This is a genomic window from Kitasatospora sp. NPDC059462 (assembly GCF_042749955.1).
Taxonomy (GTDB): Bacteria; Actinomycetota; Actinomycetes; order Streptomycetales; family Streptomycetaceae; genus Kitasatospora.
Map to the genome: position 1 here is coordinate 1 of NZ_JBHYUU010000141.1, position 22,050 is coordinate 22,050.

The following is a 22,050-nucleotide window of genomic DNA, read 5'->3' on the forward strand; positions in this document are numbered from 1 at the left end:
CGTTGGAGCGGATGATGCGGGACGCGAAGATCACGCAGATCTACGAGGGCACCAACCAGATCCAGCGCATCGTCATGGCCCGCAACCTGCCGTAGCCCCGGCCGGAACGCACCGGAGCCCCCGGCCGAAGCGATTCGGCCGGGGGCTCCTTCGTGCTCGTGCCGTGGCGTCAGGAGGCGGTGAACGCGATCTCGTTGAGCATGGGGCCGAGGACGGCGGAGCTCACGTTGCCCCAGCCGGACCAGGTGCCGCGGTCGTAGTCGCCGGTGGCGTTGTAGAGCAGGCCGCCCTCGGAGAGGGCGTAGACGTGGAGGCGGTTGCCGATGGTGACGGCGGAGACCCGCTTCACGTTGCCGACGTCGGGGCCGGTGGCGGCGGTGATGTCGCCCCAGCCGTTCCAGCGGCCGGCGGCGTAGTCGGCGCTGGCCTGGTGGATGCCGTCGCCGGCGGCGGCGATGATGTGCAGGGTGCTGCCGATGGAGGCGGCGGACAGGTCGGTGATGGGCTTGCCGGGCCGGCTGAGGATCGAGGTGGGGTCGCCGGTGTTCCAGGTGCCGCGGTCGTAGTTGCCGTCGGCGTCGTAGACGTGGCCGTTGGCGCCGAGCGCGACGACGTGCAGGGAGTTGCCGACGGTGGCGGCGGCGATGCGGGTGGCCTGGGGGAGGCCGGCGGCGGCGGTGACGTCGCCCCAGCGGGACCAGCTGCCGGTGTTCCAGTCGCCGGTGGCCTGCAGGACCCGGCCGCCGACGAGGGCGAGGACGTGGAGCTTGCGGCCCATCACGGCGGTGGCGATCTGGGCGGGGCCGCCGGGCAGCGGTCCGGCGGCGCCGTTGCCGGTGATCTCGCCCCAGGTGCTCCAGGTGCCGTCCGCCATGCGCCGGTCGGCGATGAAGACCCGGCCGTCGGCGGCGACCACGTTGTGGGCCACGCCGTCGGCGGTGGTGCCGATGGCGGTCGAGGTGACGGCGTACTCGGAGAACGGACGGCCGCCGGCGGGCACGGAGGTGAACGGTGCCCAGACCCCGTAGCCGTAGTGCGCGCCGCTGTTCATCAGTCCGGACGAGGTGGCGGCCAGGGCCTGCACCCGCTCACCGGGCTTGAGCACGGCGAGCGAGGGGGTGACGGTGACCTGGACGTCCTCGGTGACGGTCGTCTCGTGGGCCTGGTCCCGGGCGGTGAAGCTCACGGTGTAGGTGCCGGGCGCGGCGTAGCTGTGGGTGACGAAGTCCTCGCTCGTCGGTACGGCCTGCACCGTGCCGTCGCCGAAGTCGATCGTGCCGGGGGTGCGGACGTAGGGCGACATGGCCCTGAGCTTGAACTGGTAGGTGTACGGCCAGCCCACGTTGGTGGCGGTGAAGCCCGCGGAGAACGGGAAGTCCGGGTTCACCATGGCCGATCCGGTGGCCGGCTCGGCACGGCCGCCCGTGGCGTCGACGGCGACCGCGGTGATGCGGAAGTACTGGCTGGAGGAGCCGGGCAGGGTGTAGGTGTGCTGGACGACGGGGTCCGTCGTGCGCACGGGGTCGCTGCCGTCGCCGAAGTCGACGAGGTAGGCGGCCGGGGCGGTGCCCCAGGTGTTCTGGAAGCCGACCCGTGCCGCGACGGTGAACGGCGTCGGACCGGTCGGGGAGGGCACGTCCTTGCCGTTGACCTCCAGCATGGTCCGTCCGGACATGCCGCTGAGTTCGTGGGCGCCGCGGTCGCGGGTGCTGCCGCCGGTGTTGGCCACCTGCGGGTGGTCGATGGCGGGCTGGCCGGTCAGGTCGGTTCCGACACCGGGGGCGGTCGGGTCGGCGGAGTCGATCGCGCCGGCGGCGGCCACGGTCAGCTTGTTGAACGGGTTCATCGGGGTCGACGAGGAGTAGTCGATCGCCAGGTCGAGATCGTGCGCGCCCTGCCCGGTGGCGGTGGCGAACGCGGCCGGGGACGCGTAGCGGGTGCCGGCCCAGGCGTAGGGCCGCGCCCCGGTCGGGGCGTGCACGACGTTGTGGTCGACGCTCGCGGTCGGGGCGGCCTGGGCCGAGACGCCGATCCCGTCCTGGGGGGTGGTGCAGGACGTGCTCGACGGGGTCCCGTCGACCGCGATGTTGTTCTTCACCACGGCCCGGGGCGAGTCGCCGTCCACCCGGACGCCGCCGTAGCAGCTGAGCGCGAAGGTGTTGTTGGTGACGGCGAGGTCGGCCACGTCGGTGGCGGTGAGGCCGGTGCTCTGCGGGCGGTTGAAGTCGTTGCCGGTGACCAGGATGTCGTGGGCGCCGCTCTCGACGACCAGGCCGTACACCAGGTTGAACGAGTTGCGGCTGACCGTGATGTGGTCGCTGGCACCGACGATGCGCAGGGACTCGCGCTGGTCGGAGAACATGAACCGGTTCTGGTCGACGACCACCCGGGACGAGCGGTTGACCTGCAGGCCGTTCGCGGCGGAGCTGCGGAAGCCGCGGATCACGACGTCGTGCACATCGACGAGGGCGAAGGAGCTGGGCACCTTCGGACCGCCGACGCTCGGCATCCCGCTGTCGACGAACGGTGCGGTGTCGACGGACCCGCCGAGGAAGGTGATCGGCTTCTCCGGGGTGCCGGAGCGCTTGATCATGACCTGCTCGGGGTAGTCGGCCGGCCACACCAGGACGGTCTGCCCGGGCTCGACCACGTTGGCCGCGGCGGAGATGGTGCAGAACGGCTGGGCGACGGTGCCGGGCCCCTGGTCCGAGCAGTAGTAGACGTTCCTGTTGACGTGCAGCGTGGTCGCGGTGTCGGCCGGGGCGGCCGTCGCGGGTCCGGGCAGCCCGAGCGCGGCGGTGGCCGCCGCGACGGTCAGCCCGAGGGCATGACGCAGGCGCATATGAGTTCCCTCCCTGGATGAAGATCGCGCCGAGTATGGCAGGGCGGACCGACGATCGTTCGACCAGGGACGGACTGCTGGAGGTGCCGGAAGGGTGCTTTTGGAGGTTTCCTCTAAGGCTGGGCCGGTCGAATCGGTCGGCCGGCATCTCTGAACGGCCCTCATGTCCGTGGCAGTGTGGGCTTTGGAGTGAAGATCCGCCGCATTCATCGGTGCGGCGAGTTGTATCCACCTCACAATCTCCACCGAAGCCATGGAGCCATTTTCAATGGGTACTGACAACAACCGGCCCCGAGGTCTCGCCGCCGAACCGGTGGTGGTCACCGGTCTCGGGGCGACCACGCCGCTCGGCGGCGACGTCGCCTCCACCTGGGCCGGGATGCTGGCCGGGGACAACGGCATCCGGCCGATCGAGGCGGACTGGGCCGCCGGGCTCCCGATCCGGATCGCCGGCCGGCTCGCGGTCGACCCGTCCGAGGTCCTCGACCGGGTCCGGGCCCGGCGGCTCGACCGCTGCGAGCAGGTCGCGCTGATCGCCGCCCGGGAGGCCTGGGCCGACGCCGGTGCCCCCGAGGTCGACGGCGAGCGGCTGGCCGTGGTGATCGGCACCGGCACCGGCGGCGCGCTCACCATGCTCGGCCAGGACGACGTCCTGGAGGCCTCCGGCGTCCGGAAGGTCTCCCCGCACACCGTGCCGATGCTGATGGCGAACGGCCCGGCGGCCTGGGTCTCCATCGAACTCGGCGCCCGGGCCGGCGCGCACACCCCGGTGAGCGCCTGCGCGTCCGGCGCCGAGGCGATCGCGCTCGGCCTGGACCTCATCCGCCTCGGCCGGGCCGACGTGGTGGTGGCCGGCGGCGCCGAGGCGTGCATCTGCCCGCTGACGCTGGCCGGTTTCGCCCAGGCCAGGGCCCACTCGCTGCGCAACGACGAGCCCGGCCGCGCCTCCCGGCCCTTCGACACCGACCGGGACGGCTTCGTGATCGGCGAGGGCGCGGCCGTCGTCGTCCTGGAACGGGCCGGTTTCGCCGCCGCCCGCCGGGCCCGCGCCCACGCCGCCCTGGCCGGCGCCGCGGTCACCTCCGACGCCCACCACATCACCGCGGCCGCCGCCGAGGGCCAGGTCCGCGCGATGCGCCGGGCGGTCGCCGAGGCCGGGCTGTCGCCGCTGGACATCGCGCTCGTCCAGGCCCACGCCACCTCCACCCCGCTCGGCGACCTGGTCGAGGCCGAGTCGGTCACCACGGCGATCGGGGCCCACCCGGCGGTCACCGCCACCAAGTCGATGACCGGTCACCTCTTCGGCGCGGCGGGCGCGGTGGGCGCGCTCGCCGCCGTCCTCGCGCTGCGCGACGGCGTCGTCCCGCCGACCCGCAACCTGGAGCGGCAGGACCCGGCGGTCAAGCTGGACGTGGTCGTGGGCGCCGCGCGCCGGGGCCCGCTCGGGGCGGCGCTCACCAACGCCTTCGGCTTCGGCGGCCACAACGCCTCGCTGGTGTTCACCCCGGCCCCGTGAAAGACCGGAGGACCGGCGGGCGGACGCTCATTAGTCTGGCCGCCATGTCCACCCCGACGGAATCGTCCGGCGCCCCCGCCCTGCGGCTGGAGCCGGTCACCCCGAAGAACATCGACGCCGCCCTGGAGCTGAAGGTCCGTCCGGACCAGGAGCACCTGGTCGCCCCGGTGGCGACCTCGCTGGCCGAGGCGTACGCGTACGGCGAGACCGCCTGGCCGCGGCTGGTCTACGACGGCGAGCGGCTGGTCGGCTTCGTGATGGCGTTCTTCGACGTCGTCCTCGCGCCGGGCGAGCCGCCGCGCTCCGGCCTCTGGCGCCTCAACATCGCCGCCGGCGTCCAGGGCCGGGGCTACGGCCGCTTCGCCGTCGAGCAGGTCGCCGCCGAGGTCCGGCGCCGGGGCAGGACCCGGGTCTGCGTCACCTACGTGCCGGGGGAGGGCGGTCCGGCGGGTTTCTACGCCCGCCTCGGCTTCCGTCCGACGGGCGAGGTCAGCGGGGGCGAGGACGTCGCGGAGCTGGCGCTGTAGCCGGGGGTGAACGGGGGACGGGCGGCCCGGCCGTGGCCGGGCCGCCCGTCCGTCGCGCGGGTCGCGCCCGGTCTCAGTGGGTCAGGAGGAACCTGGTGCCCGGCACGCCCTGGACGGCGGCGCAGTCCAGGCCCGAGCCGGTGGCGCTGTAGGTCCAGCCGGCCGGGACGCTGCACGCCCACATGCCGTTGACCGGGATCCGCAGGTGGAAGGTGCTGGCGAGGGTGCCCGACGACTGGCTGCACGTGGTGCTGTGGCCGATGGAGTCGTAGGTGAAGCCCGGCGCGCCGGTACACGCGGTCAGGCCGTCGACGGGGGTGCGCAGGTGGAACTGCGGCGAGTTCCAGCTGCCGCCGCCGCTGCAGGCGCGGTTCATGGACACCCCGTCGTAGACGTAGCCGGCCGGCACGGAGCAGGCGTAGGTGCCGTCCAGGCCGGTGGTGGTCGTGGTGGTGGCGGAGGCGGTGGTCGCGGTGGCCGCGCCGGAGAGCAGCAGGGCCAGTGCGGCGAGGGCCGCGAGCAGGGCGGTCCGGAGGGTGCGGGCGGTGCGTGCGACGGACATGGTTCTCCTTCGGTGGAGGAGTTGCCGGTGGATGCACGGCGCCGGCGGGCTGCCGGCGGCGGTGATCGCGGGTGAGCGTTCACTGCCGCCGACGGTTCTAGCACGCACGGCGGGCCGGTGACCCGGTGGTCCGCCCCGGATTGATCGCTCCGCCGCCCGCCGTCTACGCGGCCCCGTGCGATCGCTCCGGTCCGCGTCAGCCGATCAGTGCCGCCGCGTCCTGCCGCGCCTGGCGCAGCCACTGCGCGCGCTCGGCGTCGGAGGAGTCGGTCACGGTGCGGAACACCCGTCTGCGAACGTCCGCCACCCCGACGTAGGGCAGCACGCACGCCGCCCAGATCCGCTCCAGCGGGTCCCCGAACTCCTCGCGCTCCCGGGCCGCGGGGGTGTCCGAGGTGTTCAGCACCAGCGCCCGCCCGGCCCGCAGCAGCCCGACGGGCTCCCCGTCGGCCGTCCCCAGCTTGTACGCGACGCCGGGCACCAGGACCCGCTGCACCCACCCGGTGAGCACGGCCGGCGGCATGCCCCACCAGTTCGGGTGCACCAGGACGAGCGCGTCCAGCGTCGCCACCTCGGCCCGGTGCAGCGCGAGCCGCTCGTCGCCCGCGGTGCCGCTCGCCGCCACCGTCCCCGTCTCCTCGGCGGTGAGCAGCGGGGAGAACCCCTCGGCGTACAGGTCGTGCGGGACGGCCTCGGCGCCCCGCGCGCGGAGCTCGTCCACCACGGCCCCGAACAGGGCGTGGTTGAAGCTCCCCGGCCTCGGATGCGCCAGATAGACCCCGACCCGCATCTTCACGACTTCCCCTTCCGCCCCTCCGGATCGGCCGATCCTAACCCCGGTAGGGTCGGTCGCCGTGACCACTGCCGAGCCCGGATTCCTCACCGCCGCCCGCACGTTCTACGACGCCGTCGCCGCCGACTACGCCGAGCGCTACGGCGGCGCGCTGGCCACCGCGACCTGGGACCGGGCCGTGCTCGCCGCCTTCGCCGAGCTGGTCGCCACGGCCGGCGGCGGCCCGGTCGCCGAACTCGGCTGCGGCCCGGGCCGGATCACCGGCCACCTGGCGGCCCTCGGCCTGGACGTCTCGGGCCTGGACCTCTCCCCGCGCATGGTCGAACTGGCCCGCGCCGCCCACCCGGAGATCCCCTTCCGGGTCGGCTCGCTGCTGGACCTGCCCTACGGCGACGGCGCGTTGTCCGGCGTCGTGGCCTGGTACTCGATCATCCACACCCCCGCCGAGCACCTCCCGCGGGCCTTCGCGGAGTTCCACCGCGTGCTGGCCCCGGGAGCCCCGGTCGTCCTGGCCTTCCAGGCCGGCGAGGGCGCCCTGCGCATCGAGGACCCCTTCGGCTACCCGGCCACCCTGGACTTCCGCCGCCAACGGCCCGCTGACGTGGAGCGGCTGGCCACCGAGGCCGGCCTGAAGGTCACCACCCGCCTCGTCCGCGAACCGGAGCCCGACGAGCGGACCCCGCAGGCCTACCTCCTCGCCCACCGGGCGGAGTAGGCGGGGGCGGGCCCGCCACCCGCCGCCCCGGGCGCGACGTTCCCCCGTCCTCCCCGGTCCCCGCGCCGTCGTCCCGGCCCGCGCACCGCCTCGCGCGGGACCGGATCCGTTGATCACCCATCGGCGGAGCGTGACCGGACGCCGGGGGGTGCCGCGCGCCGGGGCACCCGGCATGCCATGATCCCTGCATGGGTTCCAACGTTTTCTTCGACATCACCATCAACGACGAGCCGGCCGGCAAGATCGTCTTCACGCTCTTCGACGACATCGTCCCGAAGACCGCTCGCAACTTCCGCGAGCTGGCCACCGGCGAGCACGGTTTCGGCTACGAGGGCTCGTCCTTCCACCGCATCATCCCGGCGTTCATGCTGCAGGGTGGCGACTTCACCCGCGGTAACGGCACCGGCGGCAAGAGCATCTACGGCGAGAAGTTCGCGGACGAGAACTTCACGGTCAAGCACACCAAGCCGGGCCAGCTCTCCATGGCCAACGCGGGCAAGAACACCAACGGCTCGCAGTTCTTCATCACCACCATCGTGACCGACTGGCTGGACGGCAAGCACGTCGTCTTCGGCGAGGTCGTCGAGGGCATGGACCTCGTGAAGAAGATCGAGGACCTGGGCTCGCAGAGCGGCGCGCCCAAGGCCAAGGTCACCATCGCCAAGTCCGGCATCGTGGAGTAAGGGCTCGCCCCTTCGATCCGCATTCGGACGCGGCCCGCACACCTGCGCGGGCCGCGTCCGCGCGTTTTCCGGCGCCCCCCGCCCCCGTGGTGCGCGGGTCAGAGCGCCGCGGCCACCGCCGCCGCGACGAACAGCACCTGCATGGCGGTGCGCGCGGGCAGGGGGGTGACCGGCTTGCCGGCGAGGGTGAGGCCGCTCCTGGCGGCGTGCACGTTGGCGGGGAACATCGCGAGCATCAGCAGCGCGAGCCCGGTGGCGGCGTAGGGGGCGAGCGAGGGGAGGAGCAGGCCGGCGGCGCCGGCCAGTTCGAGGACGCCGGTCAGCGTGACGAGCAGCTCCGGGCGGGGCAGCGCGGGCGGGACCATCGCGACGAAGCCGCGGCGGAAGGCGGGCAGGAAGTGCGGCACGCCGGTGGTGACGAACATCAGCGCGAGCGCGCCGCGGACGGCCGGCTGCCAGCCGTCGAGGTCGGCGGTGCCGAGCCCGAGCAGGCGGAGGACGACGAAGCCGCCGAACAGGGCGATGAGCGGGGCCATGGGACCACTCCAATCTTGTCACTGGCAAGATTGACTCGGCCGGGTAATCTTGTCAATGCCTAGACGAGGAGAGGGAGCGGGATGGGGAAGGTCGAGAGCTACCACCACGGGAACCTGCGGCGGGCGGTGCTGGACGCCGCGCTGGCGGCGATCGAGGAGTCGGGGCCGTCGGCGTGGAGCCTGCGGGAGCTGGCGCGCCGGGCGGGGGTGTCGCACGCCGCGCCGGCGCACCACTTCGGGGACAAGGCGGGGGTGCTGACGGCGGTCGCGGCGGAGGGTTTCGAGCGGTTCGCGGACGCGCTGGAGCGGGCGGCGGGGGATCCGTACGGGTCGGGGGTGGCGTACGTGCGGTTCGCGGTGGAGCACCGGGCGTACTTCGAGGTGATGTTCCGGCCGGAGCTGTACCGGGCGGACGACCCGGAGCTGAACGCCGCCCGCGACCGGGCGGGAGCGGTGCTGGCGGCCAGCGGGCGGAAGCTCTCGCGGGGGGAGGCGGCCGACCGGGCGACGACGCTCGCCGCGTGGTCGGTGGCTCATGGATTCGCGAGCCTGTGGCTCAACGGGGCGCTGCCGGAGAGCCGGGGCGGGGCTGAGGTGGAGGAGCTGGCGCGGGAGGTGCTGGGCGTGGTGTTCGGGGGAGCGGAGTAGGAAGTCGGCGGGGCCGGCTTCCCGCTCCGCTCGGAGTCAGCGGACCTCGATGGTCACGGATTCGATGACGACCGGCTCCAGCGGGCGGTCGCCCGGGCCGGTCGGGGTGGCGGCGATGGCGTCCACGACCTTCCGGCTGTCGGGGTCGGTGACCTCGCCGAAGATGGTGTGCTTGCGGTTGAGGTGCGGGGTGGCGCGGGTGGTGATGAAGAACTGGGAGCCGTTGGTGTTCGGGCCTGCGTTGGCCATGGCCAGGAGGTAGGGCTTGGTGAAGAACAGCTCGGGGTGGAACTCGTCGGCGAATGCGTAACCGGGGCCGCCGGTGCCGTCGCCGAGGGGGTCGCCGCCCTGGATCATGAAGGTGGGGATGACGCGGTGGAAGGTCGTCCCGTCGTAGAGCCGAGCGGTGGTCGGGGCCCCGGTCGAGGGGTCCGTCCACTCCCGCGAGCCCTCGGCGAGTTCGACGAAGTTGCGCACCGTGCGCGGGGTGTGGAACTGGAAGAGCTTGGCGGTGATGGAGCCGTGGTTGGTCGTGATGACGGCGTAGTGCTGCGAGCCCATGGCCTGGAGGCACCTTTCGGAGGGACGGTCGGACCAGCCCGATCCTGTCACGAGGGCCCCCGTCCACCCGTTCGTGAGCGCGCCGAACGGGGCTCGCGGCCCGGCGCCCGGTGGGGTCGCGCGCCCCGGAAAACCCGGTCGAACAGCCGGGTTCCGGTTGTTACGCTGAATGAATGTCACCGGTCAAGAAGTTCCAGGTCACCTTCGATTGCGCGCGGCCCACGGTTCTCGCCCGTTTCTGGTGCGAGGTGCTCGGATACACCGCCTCGCCGCCGGAGGGGTTCGCCACCTGGGACGACTTCGACCGCTCGGACGCGCCCGGCAAGGAGCCCCAGTACTTCGCCTGCGTCGATCCCACGGGCGAGGGCCCGCGCGTGCTCTTCCAGCTCGTCCCCGAGGGCAAGGTCGTCAAGAACCGCCTGCACCTCGACGTACGGGCCGGCACCGGGCTCGTCGGCGAGGAGCGGCTGGCCACGCTGAAGGCCGAGCGCGACCGGCTGGTGGCGCTCGGCGCGGTCTGCGAGCGCGTCATGGAGGCCGACGACGAGAACGAGTCGTGCATCGTGATGCAGGACATCGAGGGCAACGAGTTCTGCCTCGACTGAGCCGGCATCGCCCGAGCCGGCATCGCCCGGGCGGGTGGGCCTCGCCGCCGCTTCCGGCGTGCCCGCCCGCCGGCCCAACCCCCGTGCGGTACCCCTTCGGTGCACAGAGCCCCCGCACCGAAACGGGTACCCATGACCCTCCGCCGTCTGGCGCAGGCCGCCCTGGTCCTCGCCCTCGCCTGCCCCGCCTGGTCGGCCCCGACGACGCCGGCCGCCCCGGCCGCCCGGTCGGTCGTCCAGCCCCCGCTCCCGGTCGGGGAGCTCCCTGCCCAGGTCGAGCGCGCCTGCCGCATCTGGCTCGGCCTCGGCTGGCCCGCCAACCCCCGCCCGGTCGACTTCCGCCTCCCCGGTCCGGAGTTCATCCGTGGCGGCAACCCCTACGGCAACCGCAGCGGCGACCTCCCGGCCGGCGCCCCGTACCGCGAGTACGACGTCAACCCACGCCCGACGCCCACCACCCACCGCGACGCCGAGCGCCTGGTGCGCGACGAGGCCACCGACCGCACCTGGTACACCGCCGACCACTACGCCGACTTCCGTGAAGTCGCCGATGGCTGCTGACGTGCCCGACCCGCCCGGCGTGCCCGACGCGCCCCTCGGCCCGGCCCGGTGGGACCTGCTGCCGGGCCGTCCCTGGGCCGGGTTCGCCACCGGCACCCACCGGCTCCACCTCGTCCACGGCGACCGCTGCCGCACCCGGGCCGCCCTGTTCGCCGAGTGGGCCGGATCCCTCGCCTTCCCGGACTACTTCGGCCACAACTGGGACGCCTTCGAGGAGTGCCTCCACGACACCCTGCACCCGCCCGGCACCGCGACCGCCACCCGCCTCCTCGTGCTCGTCGCAGCCGCCGACGCCCTGCTCGCGGACGACCCCCCCGACCAACTCGCCGTCCTGCTGGCCGTCCTGGACGCGGCCGCCGCCACCGGCCCCCTCCGCGTCCAGTTCACCACCGCCCCACCCCGGGCGGACCGCACCCGGCACCGTCTCCGCACCGCCGCCCGCGCCATGTGACGGGGTGTCGACCGGCGCCGCGCAGGGCCCGGCGCGGGACGGGCCCCGCATCGCACGACGCGGGGCCCGTCCCGTCCTCCGTGCCCGCCGTCAGCCGGCGCTCCGCTGCTGGCGCAGGGAGATCCGGTTGCCGTCCGGGTCGGTGGCCTCGATGCGGATGCCGAACGCGTACTCCACCGGCTCGGGCGCGTCGAAGACGACCCCGCGCCCGCGCCAGATCTCGAAGTCCTTCCGCAGGTCGTCCGACTCCAGGACGACCGGACCGGGCACGCCCACGCCCTCCCGCCCGGCGGGCTGGCCGGCGGCCGCGGCGTGCGACCAGAGGATGATCTCGAACGGGTGGCCCGGGGCGCCGACGGTCAGGAAGCGCCCGTCGGGGCCCGGGTGGTCGATCCGCTTCTCCAGTCCCAGCTGCTCGGTGTAGAACCGCAGCGCGCGGTCCTGGTCGGTGACGAAGACCGTGACGTACATGACCCTGGTGAGCACGGTGCTGCCCTTTCCTCGACGGTGTCCTGCTGCTGCCTCCCTGACGGATCCCGGCCGCCCCTTGTGACAGCGGGCGGCACAGGAAGTCGGCCCGTCCGACTTCCTGCTCCGCGCCCGGGCCGTCGCGCCCGTCGTTGCCCTGCCCGGCGGCCCGTCCTCACTACCTTGAGCCGCACCGGCGGGGCCGCAACGGGGCGGCGCCGCCGCGAGCGAAAGGGAGATGGGCGCATGAAGCGACGCACCGCAACCGTGGTCGGGGCCTGGCTGGCGGCGGCCGCGCTGGCCGTCGCGGTCCCGGACACCGCGTACGCGGCCCACGGGGTGCTGATCATCGACGGGGCCGCGTTCCCGGAGCCGAGCGGCTGCCTCGCGCTCGGCGACTTCGCGCCCCCGGTGGTGGCCAACCTGACCGACTCGGGCGTGCAGGTGTGGACCGGGTCGGGCTGTACGGGTGGGATCGAGCACGTCATCGCCCCCGGCGAGGTCTACGCGCCGACCGCCGGGCGCAGCGTCTACGTCCCCTGACCCCCGCCCTGCCCGTCGCTGCGCGGGAAGCCGGCCCGTCCGACTTCCCGCGCCGAGGCCCGGTTCGACAACTTCAGTTACCAAAACGGCATTCGTTAACTATGGTTGTCATCATGACGAAGCCTCAGATCACTCCCGACGAGCAGGCCGAGCTGGCGCGGGCCCTTCTCGACGCCCTGAACCCGCTGGCCACCGCCGTCCGCGCCCGGGTGACCGGGCAGCCCGAGAGCCGCATGTGGGACGGCGACCCGGCCGACGTGGCGCTCACCGTGCTCGCCACCTGGAAGGTGGTCGACGCCGAGGTCAAGCGGCTGACCGAGATCGCGGCCGGTACCGCCGGCTCGTACGGCGCGAGCTACGAACAGCTGGGCGCCGCCTGGGGCATCACCCGCCAGGGCGCCCGCAAGAAGTGGCCGGACGCCGTCCCGCGCCCGTCGGCGGCCACCCCGGCCCCCGTCACCTTCGAGCTGTTCGGCGGCGAGGCCGAACTGACCCAGGACCCGGCCACCGGCCACTGGACCTGGGCCGCCCTGGCCGCCGACGGCTCCCGCGGCACCCCCGCTCCCGACGCCGCCCCGTGCACGAGCCGCGAGGAGGCGGCCGCCTACGCGGGCGCCCACCTCCGCGAGTTCGGCGCACCCCGGGCCTGAGCCCGGCGGGCCTGCCACCGCCCCGCACCCCGGCGGCAGGCCCGCTCGGTGCACCGCCCGAACCGCCGGCCGCTTCGCCCTGCCCCGCCACCCTGTGGTTCGTCCTGACCCTCGCCCGGGGTGGCCGGGAGAGGGGCTGAGTCCGGGGAACGAGGGGCCGGAGGGGTCGGGGTCCGCTTGGATGGCGGTGTGGACGAACTCGCGAAGAACCCCGAAGGCCTCACCGCCGCCCAGGTGGCGGCGTACCTCGACCGGATCGGCGCCGAGCGGCCCGGGCGGGCGGGCGCCGCCGAGCTGGCCCGGTTGCAGGAGGCCCACCTGGACGCCGTGCCGTTCGAGAACCTGAGCATCCACCTCGGCGAACCCGTGGTGCTCGAACCGGCCGCGCTGCTGGAGAAGATCGTCGACCGGCGGCGCGGCGGGTTCTGCTACGAACTCAACGGCGCCTTCGCCGCGTTGCTGAGCACCCTCGGCTACCGGGTCGACCTGCTGGCCGCCCGGGTCTTCGACGGCGCGAAGCCCGGGCCGCCGTTCGACCACCTCGCCCTGCGGGTGGCGGCGGACGGCCTCGATTGGCTGGTCGACGTGGGCTTCGGGCGGTTCGCCCGCCGGCCCCTGCTGCTCGACGACCGCGGCGAACAGCGGGACCCCGCAGGCGTGTTCACCATCCTCCCGAGCGGCACGGCCGACGATCTCGACGTCACCCTCGACGGCGAGCCGCAGTACCGGCTGGAGCGGCGCCCGCACCCGCTGGCCGACTTCGTGCCGACCTGCTGGTGGCAGGCCACGTCCCCCGACTCGCCCTTCGCCCGCGGGACCACCTGCTCGCGCCCCGCCCCGGACGGCGGCCGGATCACCCTCACCGGCGCCCGCGCCGGTGACAGCACCCGCCTGCTGCGCACCGCCCCCGACGGCACCCGCACCGAGGAGGTGCTGGCCCCGGACGCCGCCCTCGCCGCCTACCGCACCCACTTCGGCATCACCCTGGACCGCCTCCCCACCGCCCCCTGAACCCGGCGCCGGGACGGCCCGGCAAGGGGCGTTCCGCCCGAGCCGGCTAGAGCAGCCCGAGGTGGTCCAGGCCCAGGTAGGCCGGGCCGACGTCGGTCAGCAGGCCGCGGCGCAGCACGGTGGACCGGAACTCCGTGAGGTCCATCAGCACCACGTCGATGAACTCGTTGCGGTCGTGCGCGAGCCGGGCGGTGGGGGTGCAGCCGGTGGCGACGCAGGCGTGGCGCACGCCGTTGGAGTAGGCGTCGTGCCAGGTGGTGGCGACGAGTTCGACGTCGCCCCGGTAGCCGGTCTCCTCGGCGAGTTCGCGGGCGGCGGCGGCCTCGGGGGACTCGCCGGCGTCGACCACGCCGCCCGGCAGTTCGTACAGCACGGTCCGCGGGCCGGGCCGGAACTGCCTGGTCAGCACGATGCGCCGGTCCGGCGTCAGGGCCACGACCGCCGCGGCCGCGTACTCGTCGGCCAGGTGGTAGACCTCCTCCCGGCCGTCCGGCATCGCGAAGGTCACCCGGTCGGTGCCGCGTCCGTACGCGCGGTGGATCGGCTCCCGGTGGAGCTCCCGCCAGTGTGCGTCGACCATCGGAGCGGGCTCCTTCCACGGGGCGCGTTCCCGGCGCGCGAGTGTCGCCCGGGGCGCGCGGGGCGTCCTGTGCAGGCGCAGGATAGCCGCGCGCCGCCCCCTCCGGGGGGATTCGCCGGATCGACGGGCCGTGACCGGGGGTGCGCCGTATGCTGCGCGAGGCGCGGCCGGCCCGCCTCCCGGGTGGCCGTGGACCGTTCAACTCCGCATTCCGGCAAGGTGGTTCACCCATGAGGCAGAAGAGTCGGCGCAAGGACGACGGCGAGGTGACCTTCGAACGGATCGCCGTCCTCTCCTTCGAGCCGCAGGGCGAGCTCCGGGTCGACCGGGACGGCCGCGTCCTGCTGCTGAGCGAGCCCGCCAGCCCGACCCGCATCCCGGTGCGGATCGCCCGCGAGGGCATGACGATCAAGCACGTGGCGGGTTACTGGATCACCTGGGCCGAGTGGTTCGGCCCGGACGACATCCGCAACCACGCCCGCTGGGTCCCCGACGAGGAGTACGTCCGGCCGGACGAGGGCGGCCTCGACGGGCGGCTGGAGGTCACGGTGGCCGCGTACTGGGCGGTGGAGGTCGAGCCCCGCCGGGCGCGGCTGCGGACCAGCGAGGCCGTGGTCGCCTTCCCGCCGGGGGCGCGGCTGTGCGAACTCGTCCTGGAGCGCCCGCTGCCGCAGCACCCGGCCACCCTCGTCGTCCACCTGACGCGCGCCCGCTGGGCGGACGGGCGCGTCGGGCCGGTGATCCACCACGGCTTCGCGGGCGAGCGGGAGGGCGTCGCGGGGGAGGGCGGCGGACGGCGGGGCGAGCCGGTCCACCGGTACGCGGAGTGCGCCACCGGCCACCTCCCGGGCGTGGCCGTCCACTGAGCCCGGGGTGACGGACGGCATCAACAGCCGCGTCGCGCAGCAGCTCCGGCGGCCGCCCGACGCGATCCGCAGGGGCGCCTAGCCGTCGGCCCGGTGCGCCGGCGCCCGGGCCGGCCGGGTCGCCGCCCCGGCCCCCGCCGGCCACCCCGCCCGCAGGCCCACCCTGCGGGCGGGGGCGCCGGCCCAGACTTCGCCCGGCCCGGTCGAGCGGGTCAGGACGGCGTTGGCGCCCACGACCGTCCCCGCGCCGACGGTCAGCACCCCCTCCTTGCAGATCACCTTCGCCCCCGCGCACAGCACCGCGCCGTCCTCCACCACCACCCGCCGCATCGCGCTCCGCTCCTGCGGCACCCACGGGTCGGCCCGCCCGACGGTCACGCCGTTGTACAGCGTCACCCCGGCGCCGAGCGTGGTGTACGGGTGCAGCACGGTGCCGAAGCCCCGGTGGAAGACGACGAGCCCCGGCCCGATCTCGGCGGCGGCCGGCACCTCCATCCCGTACAACGCGAGCGCCTCCTGGACCAGGCGGCCCAGGAGGCGGTGACGGCGGCGGTAGATCAGCGCGGTGACGAGCGGCATCCACCCATTGTGCCGGGTGCGTCACGGCGGGTCACGTGAGGCGGCGGCTACTTCACGTCCGGCACGGCGGTGTCGTTCTTGAAGGCGTCGAAGACCTGCTTGGCCTTCGCGGTGTCCCACTTCACCGCCGACTCCCCGGTGTTGGTCTTGAAGTCCGGGTTGGCGATCGGCACGGTGATGCTCTTGCCGCTGCCGCCGTTGACGTCCTTCATGGCGAGGAACAGCGAGCCCAGGTCGGTCAGCCCGGCGTCGTCGTCGACGATCAGCGTGCCGAGGCCGGAGGAGACCAGCGGGTAGAAGGTGAAGGGGTTGAGCACGGTGGCCGGCGAGGCGGCCTGCTTGGCCAGCGCGCCGAGGAACTTCTGCTGGTTGCGCATCCGGCCGAGGTCCTGGTCGGCCATCTGGTGGCGCTGGCGGACGAAGGCCAGCGCCTGGGTGCCGTCGAGGTTCTGGCAGCCGGCCTTGAGGTCGAGCCCGGAGTCCTTGTCCTTGACGTCCTGCTCGATGCACATGTCCACGCCGCCGACCGAGTCGACGATGCCCACGAAGCCGGCGAAGCCGATCTCCGCGTAGTGGTCGATGCGGATGCCGGTGTTCGTCTCGACGGTCTGCGCGAGCAGCTTGCCGCCGCCCGCGGCGAAGGCCGAATTGATCTTCGCGGTGGTCGACTTGACGGGCTTTCCGTTCTCGCCGGTGTGCTCGGGGATCGGCACCCAGGAGTCGCGCGGGATGCTCATCAGGGTGTTCCCGTTGTCCCCGACGTGCAGGATCATCATCGAGTCGCTGCGCTTGCCGCCCGCGTGGCCGGTGTGCAGGTCCTCCTCCTGGGAGTCGGAGAGGCCGTTGCGGCTGTCGGAGCCGACGATCAGCCAGTTGGTGCCCTTGCCCGCGGCCGGCCGGCCGGGGTAGTCGGTGAGCACGTTCTCGTGGTTGAGCTTGGAGTCCGCCCAGAACCAGGTGGAGACGGCGGTGACCATCATGGCGATCAGCACGCCGAAGACGGACCACTTGACGATCCGGCGCCGGGGCCAGCGCGAGGAGCGGGCGGCGGGCGCCTGCGGCCCGCCGGGGGATATCGGGCCGCCGGGCCCGCCCGGGCCGCCCGGCCCGCCGGGACCGCCGCGCCCGCCCGGAGCGCCGGGACCGCCCGGAGTCCCCTGGGCGGGCACCCCGGGCCGCGCCGGCTGGCCGGCGCCGTAGCCCTGCGCGGGCCCGTACCCGGGCGCCTGCGGCTGCCGCGCCTGCTGGGGCGGCTGCGTCTGCGGCGGGGGCTGCCGGGGCGCCGGGGCGCCCGGCCCGCGCGGGTTCAGCGAGGCGGGCAGCGGCGGCTCGGCGCCGCCGCCACCACGCCCGTACGCCTGGCCACCGCCACCGTTGCCGCCGCCGTACGGGTTCCCGCCGCCGCCCGGGCGGCCCTCCTGCCACGTGTTCATGTGGGAGAGAATGCCCGACGCCGCGGCCGGTGACTCCCCCCGGGGCCCCCACCAGGGCCCTTGTAGCAGTTTTGATGCACGCGCCGGATCGTTCCGCGGCAAGGTCCCGGCGGGCGTGCGCCCCGCGCCCGCGTCCGCCGCGTTCCCGGCGGATCCGCCGGCCGTCCCGTCCCACCGTCCGTCTCACCTGGTGTTCGCCTGCCGGGACGATCCCTTGACCTCCCGGAACGCTGCGTGTTTGCATGACTGCCATGGATCAGCGATGGACTCTCACGCGTCGGCGGCACGTCGACCTTGTGCGTGTGTCCTGTGCGCTCTGTTGTGGCTGACGCGAGCCCGTCGAACCCCACCACCGTCCTGTTCCCCCCTTCTCGACGCTGCCCGCGCAGCGCGCTCACCGCTGCCCGCCGGTAGGCCGGTCCCCGTCCGCCCGGTCGGCGTCCTTCCTGCCGGGTGAGCGCCGTGCGCCGACCGAGCGCCGCCCCGCTTCCACCCCGAGGTGAACCCATGGCCACCGTCCTGTCCGTCTCCGGCTCCCCGTCCCCGACCTCCCGCACCACCCGCCTGCTGCGTCTGGTCGACGCACGGCTGGCGGAGCGCGGCCACCGCGTCGTCCCCTTCGAGGTGCGCAGCCTGCCCGCGCACGCCCTGCTCTCCGCCGACCTCTCGCACCCCGACCTGGCGGCCGCCCTGGAGCTCTTCGCCGAGGCCGACGGCGTGGTGATCGGCACCCCGGTCTACAAGGCCGCGTACTCGGGCCTGCTGAAGGCACTGCTGGACGTGCTGCCGCAGTACGCGCTGCGCGACAAGGCCGTCCTCCCGCTCGCCACCGGCGGCTCCACCGCGCACGTGCTGGCGGTGGACTACGCGCTGCGGCCGGTGCTCAGCTCGATGGGGGCCGACCACATCACCCAGGGCTGGTTCGTGCTGGACCGTCACATCACCGTCCGGGAGGACGGCACCACCGTGATAGAGCGCGAGACCGACGTGCTGCTGCGGCCCGTCGTGGACGCCTTCGCGGACGCCCTGGACCGCCGGGGCGCCCCCGCGCTGGCGTCCTGACCCGCGGCCGGCGCCCCGTGCGCCGGCCGCCGCGACCCCTCCAGGCCCCGCCCGGCCCGCGCCGGGCGGGGCCTCGTCGCGCGCGGACCCTGACGGGGGGTCCCCGGACCCCTAGGGGGAGGGCTCTGCCACCCCGTACAACTCCGGTTGGGCCGCTTCCTCCCGTCGGATGACGAGCGGCCGCGGCCCGGCTCCTAACGTGGTTCACATCCCCGCCCGTCCGAGGCGGACCCGGCGCTATCGGGTCCGGGTGCCCGGTTCACCGGGAGGGTGGGGCTAACTCCCGGTCGAAGACTCTCTCCTGCGCGATGTCGCCGGACGGGTGGCAAGGACGAGGCTGGGGGCGACGGGTGGGCCCACTTCTTAGGAGACGACAGTGACGACGGCAGCAGCAGCCGTGTACGACCCCCAGCTTCCCGGCGGTGCCACCGCCGTCGCCGCCTCGGCTCGTCAGGTGACCAAGTCCTACGGGTCCGGCGAGACCAGGGTCACCGCCCTGGACGCGGTCGACGTCGACATCCAGCGCGGCCGCTTCACCGCGATCATGGGCCCCTCGGGCTCCGGGAAGTCGACCCTGATGCACTGCCTGGCCGGTCTGGACACGGTGACCGAGGGGCGGATCTGGATCGGTGACACCGAGATCACCGGTCTGAAGGACAAGCAGCTCACCCGGCTGCGCCGGGACAAGATCGGCTTCATCTTCCAGGCGTTCAACCTCCTGCCGACGCTGAACGCGCTGGAGAACATCACGCTCCCGATGGACATCGCCGGCCGCAAGCCGGACCGGGCCTGGCTGGACCGGGTGGTGGAGACGGTCGGCCTCTCGGGCCGGCTCAAGCACCGCCCGACGCAGCTCTCCGGCGGTCAGCAGCAGCGCGTCGCGGTGGCCCGGGCGCTGGCCGCCCGCCCCGAGATCATCTTCGGTGACGAGCCCACCGGGAACCTCGACTCCCGCTCCGGCGCCGAGGTGCTCTCCTTCCTGCGCCGCAGCGTCGACGAGCTGGGCCAGACCATCGTGATGGTCACCCACGACCCGGTCGCCGCCGGCTACGCGGACCGCGTGCTCTTCCTCGCCGACGGCGTGATCGTCGACGAGATGCACGCCCCGACGGCCGACTCCGTCCTCGAACGCATGCGCCGTTTCGACGGCAAGCGCACCAGCTGAGCGGGCGGGGGCGGACAGGACCATGTTGCTCAAGACGTCACTGCGGAGCTTCTTCGCCCACAAGGGCCGGATGCTGCTCTCCCTGATCGCGGTCGTGCTGTCGGTCGCGTTCGTGTCCGGGACGCTGGTGTTCTCCAACACCGCGACCAGCACCTTCGACAAGCTCTTCGCCTCGACCGCCTCCGACCTCTCGGTGCGGCCCGCCGAGCCGGAGTTCGGCTTCGACCCCCGCGGGAAGACGCTGACCGTTCCCGCCGACAGCGTCGACAAGGTCGCCGCCCTCCCCGGGGTGACGACGGCCGTCGGCCAGGTGCAGGTGCAGAGCGCCACCCTCGCCGACCCGGCGACCAACAAGCGGGTGGGCCCGACCACCGGCGCCCCGACCATCGTCGGCAACTGGGCGGACACCCCGCGCAACGCGGTCGAGATCACCTCCGGCCACGTTCCGCAGGGCCCCGACCAGGTGGTCGTCGACGCGGACACCGCCAAGAAGGCCAAGCTCGGCCTCGGCGGCAGGCTGCGCGTGATCACCGGTGACAAGCGCGACTTCACCGTCGTCGGCATCGCCACCTTCAAGACCACCAACCCGGGCGCGGCGCTGGCCTTCCTGGACACCGCCACCGCCCAGAACGTGCTGCTCGGGCAGGCCGCCTACACCTCGGTCGAGGTGTTCGGCGACGGCAGCCGCTCCGACGAGCAGCTCAAGTCCGCCGCCCTGGCCGGGCTGGGCACCGGCTTCCAGGCGAAGACGGCCGCCGAGCAGAAGGAGGAGAGCAGCGAGAGCGTCGGCTCCTTCCTCGACTTCATGAAGTACGCGATGCTCGGCTTCGCCGGCATCTCGCTGCTGGTCGGCGGCTTCCTGATCATCAACACCTTCTCGATGCTGGTCGCCCAGCGCACCCGGGAGATCGGTCTGCTGCGCGCCGTCGGCGGCAGCCGCCGGCAGGTCAACCGCTCGGTGCTGGTGGAGGCGCTGATCCTCGGCACGGTCGGCTCCACGTTCGGCATAGGCGCCGGCCTCGGCCTGGCGGTCGGGCTGATCCAGCTGATGAACGCGGTCGGCATGCACCTCTCCGCCGGGGACCTGAAGATCGGCGCGGACGTGTTCGTCGCCGGGTACGCGGTGGGCGTCGTGATCACCGTGCTCGCGGCCTGGATCCCGGCCCGCCGGGCCGGCCGGATCGCGCCGATCGCCGCGCTGCGCGACCACGGCACCCCGGCCGAGGCCCGTTCCAACGTCGTCCGGGCGGTGATCGGCCTGGTGCTGACGGCCGGCGGCGGCGGTCTGCTGGTGCTGGCCGCCGGGGCGGAGACGGCGGCCACCGGCGGCCGGTACATCGGGCTGGGCGTGCTGTTCACCCTGGTCGGCTTCGTCGTCCTCGGCCCGCTGCTGGCGACCACGGTGGTGCGGGTGCTCGGCGCCCTGCTGCCCGCCCTGTTCGGCCCGTCCGGCAAGCTCGCCCAGCGCAACGCGATGCGCAACCCGCGTCGCACCGGCGCCACGGCGGCCGCGCTGATGATCGGACTGGCGCTGGTGATCGGGGCCTCGGTCTTCACCTCCTCGGTGATCAAGTCCACCAACCAGCAGATCGACCGCTCGGTGGGCGCCGACTACATCGTCTCGGCCGGCCAGAACGGCGTCTCCGCGGAGATCGCCGAGGCCGTGCGGAAGACCCCGGGCGTGGACCACGTCACCGAGCAGAGGTACCTGCCCGCCCACTTCACCTCCCCGGACGGCAGGACCTCGGAGGAGGGCGTCTCCGCCGTCTCCGCGCGGTTCACCGAGGACTTCCGGCTGCCGGTCAAGGCCGGCAGTGCCGACTCCCTCAAACAGGGTGCGCTCGCGGTCGGCGAGGACTTCGCCGAGGACCACGGCCTCAAGGTCGGCGACACCGTCAGGATCGACTACGGCCAGGGGCGGGTCCAGTCGCTGCCGGTCGGCGTCGTGATGACGAAGGGCAACTCGCTCTTCGACGGCAACACCTTCGCCGCGATCGACACCGTCACCAAGGCGGTGCCGGCCGCCGACCAGCCGGTGGCCGCCGTGGTCTTCGGCAAGGCGGCGGCGGGGGCGGACGTCTCCAGGACGCTCACCGCCCTGGAGGACGCGCTCAAGGAGTACCCGCAGGCCTCGGTCCGCGACCAGGCCGGCTACAAGGACCTCGTCCAGGAGCAGGTCAACACCCTGCTCTACATGATCTACGGCCTGCTCTTCCTGGCGATCGTGGTCGCGGTGCTCGGCGTGGTCAACACCCTGGCGCTCTCGGTGGTCGAGCGGACCCGCGAGGTCGGCCTGCTGCGGGCGATCGGGCTCTCCCGCCGCCAGCTGCGCCGGATGATCCGCCTGGAGTCGATGGTGATCGCCCTGTTCGGCGCCGTCCTCGGCACCGCGCTCGGCCTGGCCTGGGGCATCACCGGCCAGCGGGTGCTGCGCACGCAGGGGCTGGAGGCGCTCGCCGTCCCGGTCACCACGATCGTCTTCACCCTGGCCGCCTCGGTGGTCATCGGCCTGCTGGCCGCCCTCGTCCCGGCCTTCCGGGCCGGGCGGATGAACGTCCTCGCGGCGATCGCGACGGACTGACCCGGGTGCGACCCCCCGATCGGGGGATCGGGGGTCGCACCGGGACAGGGGGACGGGGGAGGGGCGGGGGGGCGGGGGCCCCCCCCCCCCCACCCGGCGGCCCCCCCACCCC

At 73.9% G+C, this 22,050-nt stretch carries 26 protein-coding genes; 17 read left to right on the forward strand and 9 right to left on the reverse strand.

All coding sequences use genetic code 11. The annotated features are described in order from the left end of the window. A partial coding sequence (locus ACFXAM_RS28300; RefSeq protein ID WP_350554586.1) for an acyl-CoA dehydrogenase family protein occupies positions 1-95 on the forward strand: 95 nt, incomplete at its 5' end. Positions 96-169: 74 nt separating this feature from the next. On the opposite strand, the gene ACFXAM_RS28305 is transcribed toward ACFXAM_RS28300, so the two are convergent. Then, positions 170-2,842: a PKD domain-containing protein gene (locus ACFXAM_RS28305; protein ID WP_380295390.1), complete on the reverse strand. Its 2,673-nt coding sequence runs from the start codon at positions 2,840-2,842 to the stop codon at positions 170-172. Positions 2,843-3,110: 268 nt separating this feature from the next. Between ACFXAM_RS28305 and ACFXAM_RS28310 the strand changes: the two genes are divergently transcribed. Together ACFXAM_RS28310 and ACFXAM_RS28315 are read left to right on the forward strand one after the other, a co-directional pair. Beyond that, positions 3,111-4,358 carry a beta-ketoacyl-[acyl-carrier-protein] synthase family protein gene (locus ACFXAM_RS28310; protein ID WP_380295392.1) on the forward strand — a complete coding sequence of 416 codons (1,248 nt, stop codon included), beginning with the start codon at positions 3,111-3,113 and terminating at the stop codon, positions 4,356-4,358. Between the two features lie 44 nt (positions 4,359-4,402). After that, positions 4,403-4,885, forward strand: coding sequence for a GNAT family N-acetyltransferase (locus ACFXAM_RS28315; RefSeq protein ID WP_380295393.1), 483 nt, complete (start codon positions 4,403-4,405; stop codon positions 4,883-4,885). A 73-nt stretch (positions 4,886-4,958) separates the two neighbouring features. On the opposite strand, the gene ACFXAM_RS28320 is transcribed toward ACFXAM_RS28315, so the two are convergent. Then, positions 4,959-5,447 (reverse strand): hypothetical protein, encoded by a 489-nt coding sequence (locus ACFXAM_RS28320; protein ID WP_380295395.1) that lies wholly within the window; start codon positions 5,445-5,447, stop codon positions 4,959-4,961. Positions 5,448-5,643: 196 nt separating this feature from the next. Then, a complete protein-coding gene (locus ACFXAM_RS28325) occupies positions 5,644-6,237 on the reverse strand; it encodes an NAD(P)H-dependent oxidoreductase (RefSeq protein WP_380295426.1) in 594 nt (197 codons plus the stop codon). A gap of 64 nt (positions 6,238-6,301) precedes the next feature. Between ACFXAM_RS28325 and ACFXAM_RS28330 the strand changes: the two genes are divergently transcribed. Continuing rightward, the gene (locus tag ACFXAM_RS28330; RefSeq protein ID WP_380295396.1) at positions 6,302-6,955 is read left to right on the forward strand and encodes a class I SAM-dependent DNA methyltransferase; all 654 of its coding nucleotides are present in this window, start codon (positions 6,302-6,304) and stop codon (positions 6,953-6,955) included. A 188-nt stretch (positions 6,956-7,143) separates the two neighbouring features. After that, the gene (locus ACFXAM_RS28335) at positions 7,144-7,638 is read left to right on the forward strand and encodes a peptidylprolyl isomerase (RefSeq protein ID WP_380295398.1); all 495 of its coding nucleotides are present in this window, start codon (positions 7,144-7,146) and stop codon (positions 7,636-7,638) included. Between the two features lie 98 nt (positions 7,639-7,736). On the opposite strand, the gene ACFXAM_RS28340 is transcribed toward ACFXAM_RS28335, so the two are convergent. Next, positions 7,737-8,174, reverse strand: a complete 438-nt coding sequence (locus tag ACFXAM_RS28340) for a DoxX family protein (RefSeq protein WP_380295400.1) — start codon at positions 8,172-8,174, stop codon at positions 7,737-7,739. An 81-nt stretch (positions 8,175-8,255) separates the two neighbouring features. Between ACFXAM_RS28340 and ACFXAM_RS28345 the strand changes: the two genes are divergently transcribed. Then, positions 8,256-8,822, forward strand: coding sequence for a TetR/AcrR family transcriptional regulator (locus ACFXAM_RS28345; protein ID WP_380295402.1), 567 nt, complete (start codon positions 8,256-8,258; stop codon positions 8,820-8,822). 36 nt (positions 8,823-8,858) lie between these two features. On the opposite strand, the gene ACFXAM_RS28350 is transcribed toward ACFXAM_RS28345, so the two are convergent. Next, on the reverse strand, positions 8,859-9,383 hold the full coding sequence (locus ACFXAM_RS28350) for a peptidylprolyl isomerase (RefSeq protein ID WP_380295404.1): 525 nt from the start codon (positions 9,381-9,383) through the stop codon (positions 8,859-8,861). Between the two features lie 173 nt (positions 9,384-9,556). On the opposite strand from ACFXAM_RS28350, the gene ACFXAM_RS28355 reads away from it, so the two are divergent. From ACFXAM_RS28355 to ACFXAM_RS28365, 3 genes are all read left to right on the forward strand, one after another. After that, a complete protein-coding gene (locus ACFXAM_RS28355; RefSeq protein ID WP_380295406.1) occupies positions 9,557-9,988 on the forward strand; it encodes a VOC family protein in 432 nt (143 codons plus the stop codon). Positions 9,989-10,120: 132 nt separating this feature from the next. Continuing rightward, positions 10,121-10,549 carry a ribonuclease domain-containing protein gene (locus tag ACFXAM_RS28360; protein WP_380295408.1) on the forward strand — a complete coding sequence of 143 codons (429 nt, stop codon included), beginning with the start codon at positions 10,121-10,123 and terminating at the stop codon, positions 10,547-10,549. Continuing rightward, a complete protein-coding gene (locus ACFXAM_RS28365; protein WP_380295411.1) occupies positions 10,539-11,000 on the forward strand; it encodes a barstar family protein in 462 nt (153 codons plus the stop codon). The genes ACFXAM_RS28360 and ACFXAM_RS28365 overlap by 11 nt, the downstream gene beginning before the upstream one ends. A gap of 90 nt (positions 11,001-11,090) precedes the next feature. Here ACFXAM_RS28365 and ACFXAM_RS28370 read toward each other — a convergent pair whose 3' ends face one another. Further along, positions 11,091-11,486, reverse strand: coding sequence for a VOC family protein (locus ACFXAM_RS28370; protein WP_380295412.1), 396 nt, complete (start codon positions 11,484-11,486; stop codon positions 11,091-11,093). 228 nt (positions 11,487-11,714) lie between these two features. Here ACFXAM_RS28370 and ACFXAM_RS28375 point away from each other — a divergent pair, with 228 nt between their 5' ends. The 3 genes from ACFXAM_RS28375 (at position 11,715) to ACFXAM_RS28385 (ending at position 13,672) form a co-directional block, all read left to right on the forward strand. Continuing rightward, a complete protein-coding gene (locus ACFXAM_RS28375) occupies positions 11,715-12,011 on the forward strand; it encodes a hypothetical protein (RefSeq protein ID WP_380295414.1) in 297 nt (98 codons plus the stop codon). 113 nt (positions 12,012-12,124) lie between these two features. Further along, positions 12,125-12,661: a hypothetical protein gene (locus tag ACFXAM_RS28380; protein ID WP_380295415.1), complete on the forward strand. Its 537-nt coding sequence runs from the start codon at positions 12,125-12,127 to the stop codon at positions 12,659-12,661. A gap of 189 nt (positions 12,662-12,850) precedes the next feature. After that, positions 12,851-13,672, forward strand: coding sequence for an arylamine N-acetyltransferase (locus ACFXAM_RS28385; RefSeq protein ID WP_380295416.1), 822 nt, complete (start codon positions 12,851-12,853; stop codon positions 13,670-13,672). Positions 13,673-13,718: 46 nt separating this feature from the next. Here the strand turns inward: ACFXAM_RS28385 and ACFXAM_RS28390 are convergent, their stop codons facing one another. Further along, entirely contained in the window at positions 13,719-14,252 is a 534-nt protein-coding gene (locus ACFXAM_RS28390; protein WP_380295418.1) for an NUDIX hydrolase, read from the reverse strand. A 230-nt stretch (positions 14,253-14,482) separates the two neighbouring features. Between ACFXAM_RS28390 and ACFXAM_RS28395 the strand changes: the two genes are divergently transcribed. Next, positions 14,483-15,118 carry a hypothetical protein gene (locus ACFXAM_RS28395; protein WP_380295419.1) on the forward strand — a complete coding sequence of 212 codons (636 nt, stop codon included), beginning with the start codon at positions 14,483-14,485 and terminating at the stop codon, positions 15,116-15,118. A 78-nt stretch (positions 15,119-15,196) separates the two neighbouring features. Here ACFXAM_RS28395 and ACFXAM_RS28400 read toward each other — a convergent pair whose 3' ends face one another. Together ACFXAM_RS28400 and ACFXAM_RS28405 are read right to left on the reverse strand one after the other, a co-directional pair. Beyond that, a complete protein-coding gene (locus ACFXAM_RS28400; protein WP_380295420.1) occupies positions 15,197-15,697 on the reverse strand; it encodes a hypothetical protein in 501 nt (166 codons plus the stop codon). Positions 15,698-15,744: 47 nt separating this feature from the next. Beyond that, positions 15,745-17,130, reverse strand: a complete 1,386-nt coding sequence (locus ACFXAM_RS28405) for an LCP family protein (RefSeq protein WP_380295421.1) — start codon at positions 17,128-17,130, stop codon at positions 15,745-15,747. A gap of 251 nt (positions 17,131-17,381) precedes the next feature. On the opposite strand from ACFXAM_RS28405, the gene ACFXAM_RS28410 reads away from it, so the two are divergent. The 4 genes from ACFXAM_RS28410 to ACFXAM_RS28425 all read left to right on the forward strand — a co-directional run bounded on the left by ACFXAM_RS28410 (position 17,382) and on the right by ACFXAM_RS28425 (position 21,938). Further along, entirely contained in the window at positions 17,382-17,459 is a 78-nt protein-coding gene (locus tag ACFXAM_RS28410; protein ID WP_380295428.1) for a putative leader peptide, read from the forward strand. A 178-nt stretch (positions 17,460-17,637) separates the two neighbouring features. Then, a complete protein-coding gene (gene ssuE / locus ACFXAM_RS28415; RefSeq protein ID WP_380295422.1) occupies positions 17,638-18,192 on the forward strand; it encodes an NADPH-dependent FMN reductase in 555 nt (184 codons plus the stop codon). 376 nt (positions 18,193-18,568) lie between these two features. Next, a complete protein-coding gene (locus ACFXAM_RS28420) occupies positions 18,569-19,357 on the forward strand; it encodes an ABC transporter ATP-binding protein (protein WP_380295423.1) in 789 nt (262 codons plus the stop codon). 22 nt (positions 19,358-19,379) lie between these two features. Then, positions 19,380-21,938, forward strand: coding sequence for an ABC transporter permease (locus ACFXAM_RS28425; protein ID WP_380295425.1), 2,559 nt, complete (start codon positions 19,380-19,382; stop codon positions 21,936-21,938). Positions 21,939-22,050 lie beyond the last annotated feature (112 nt).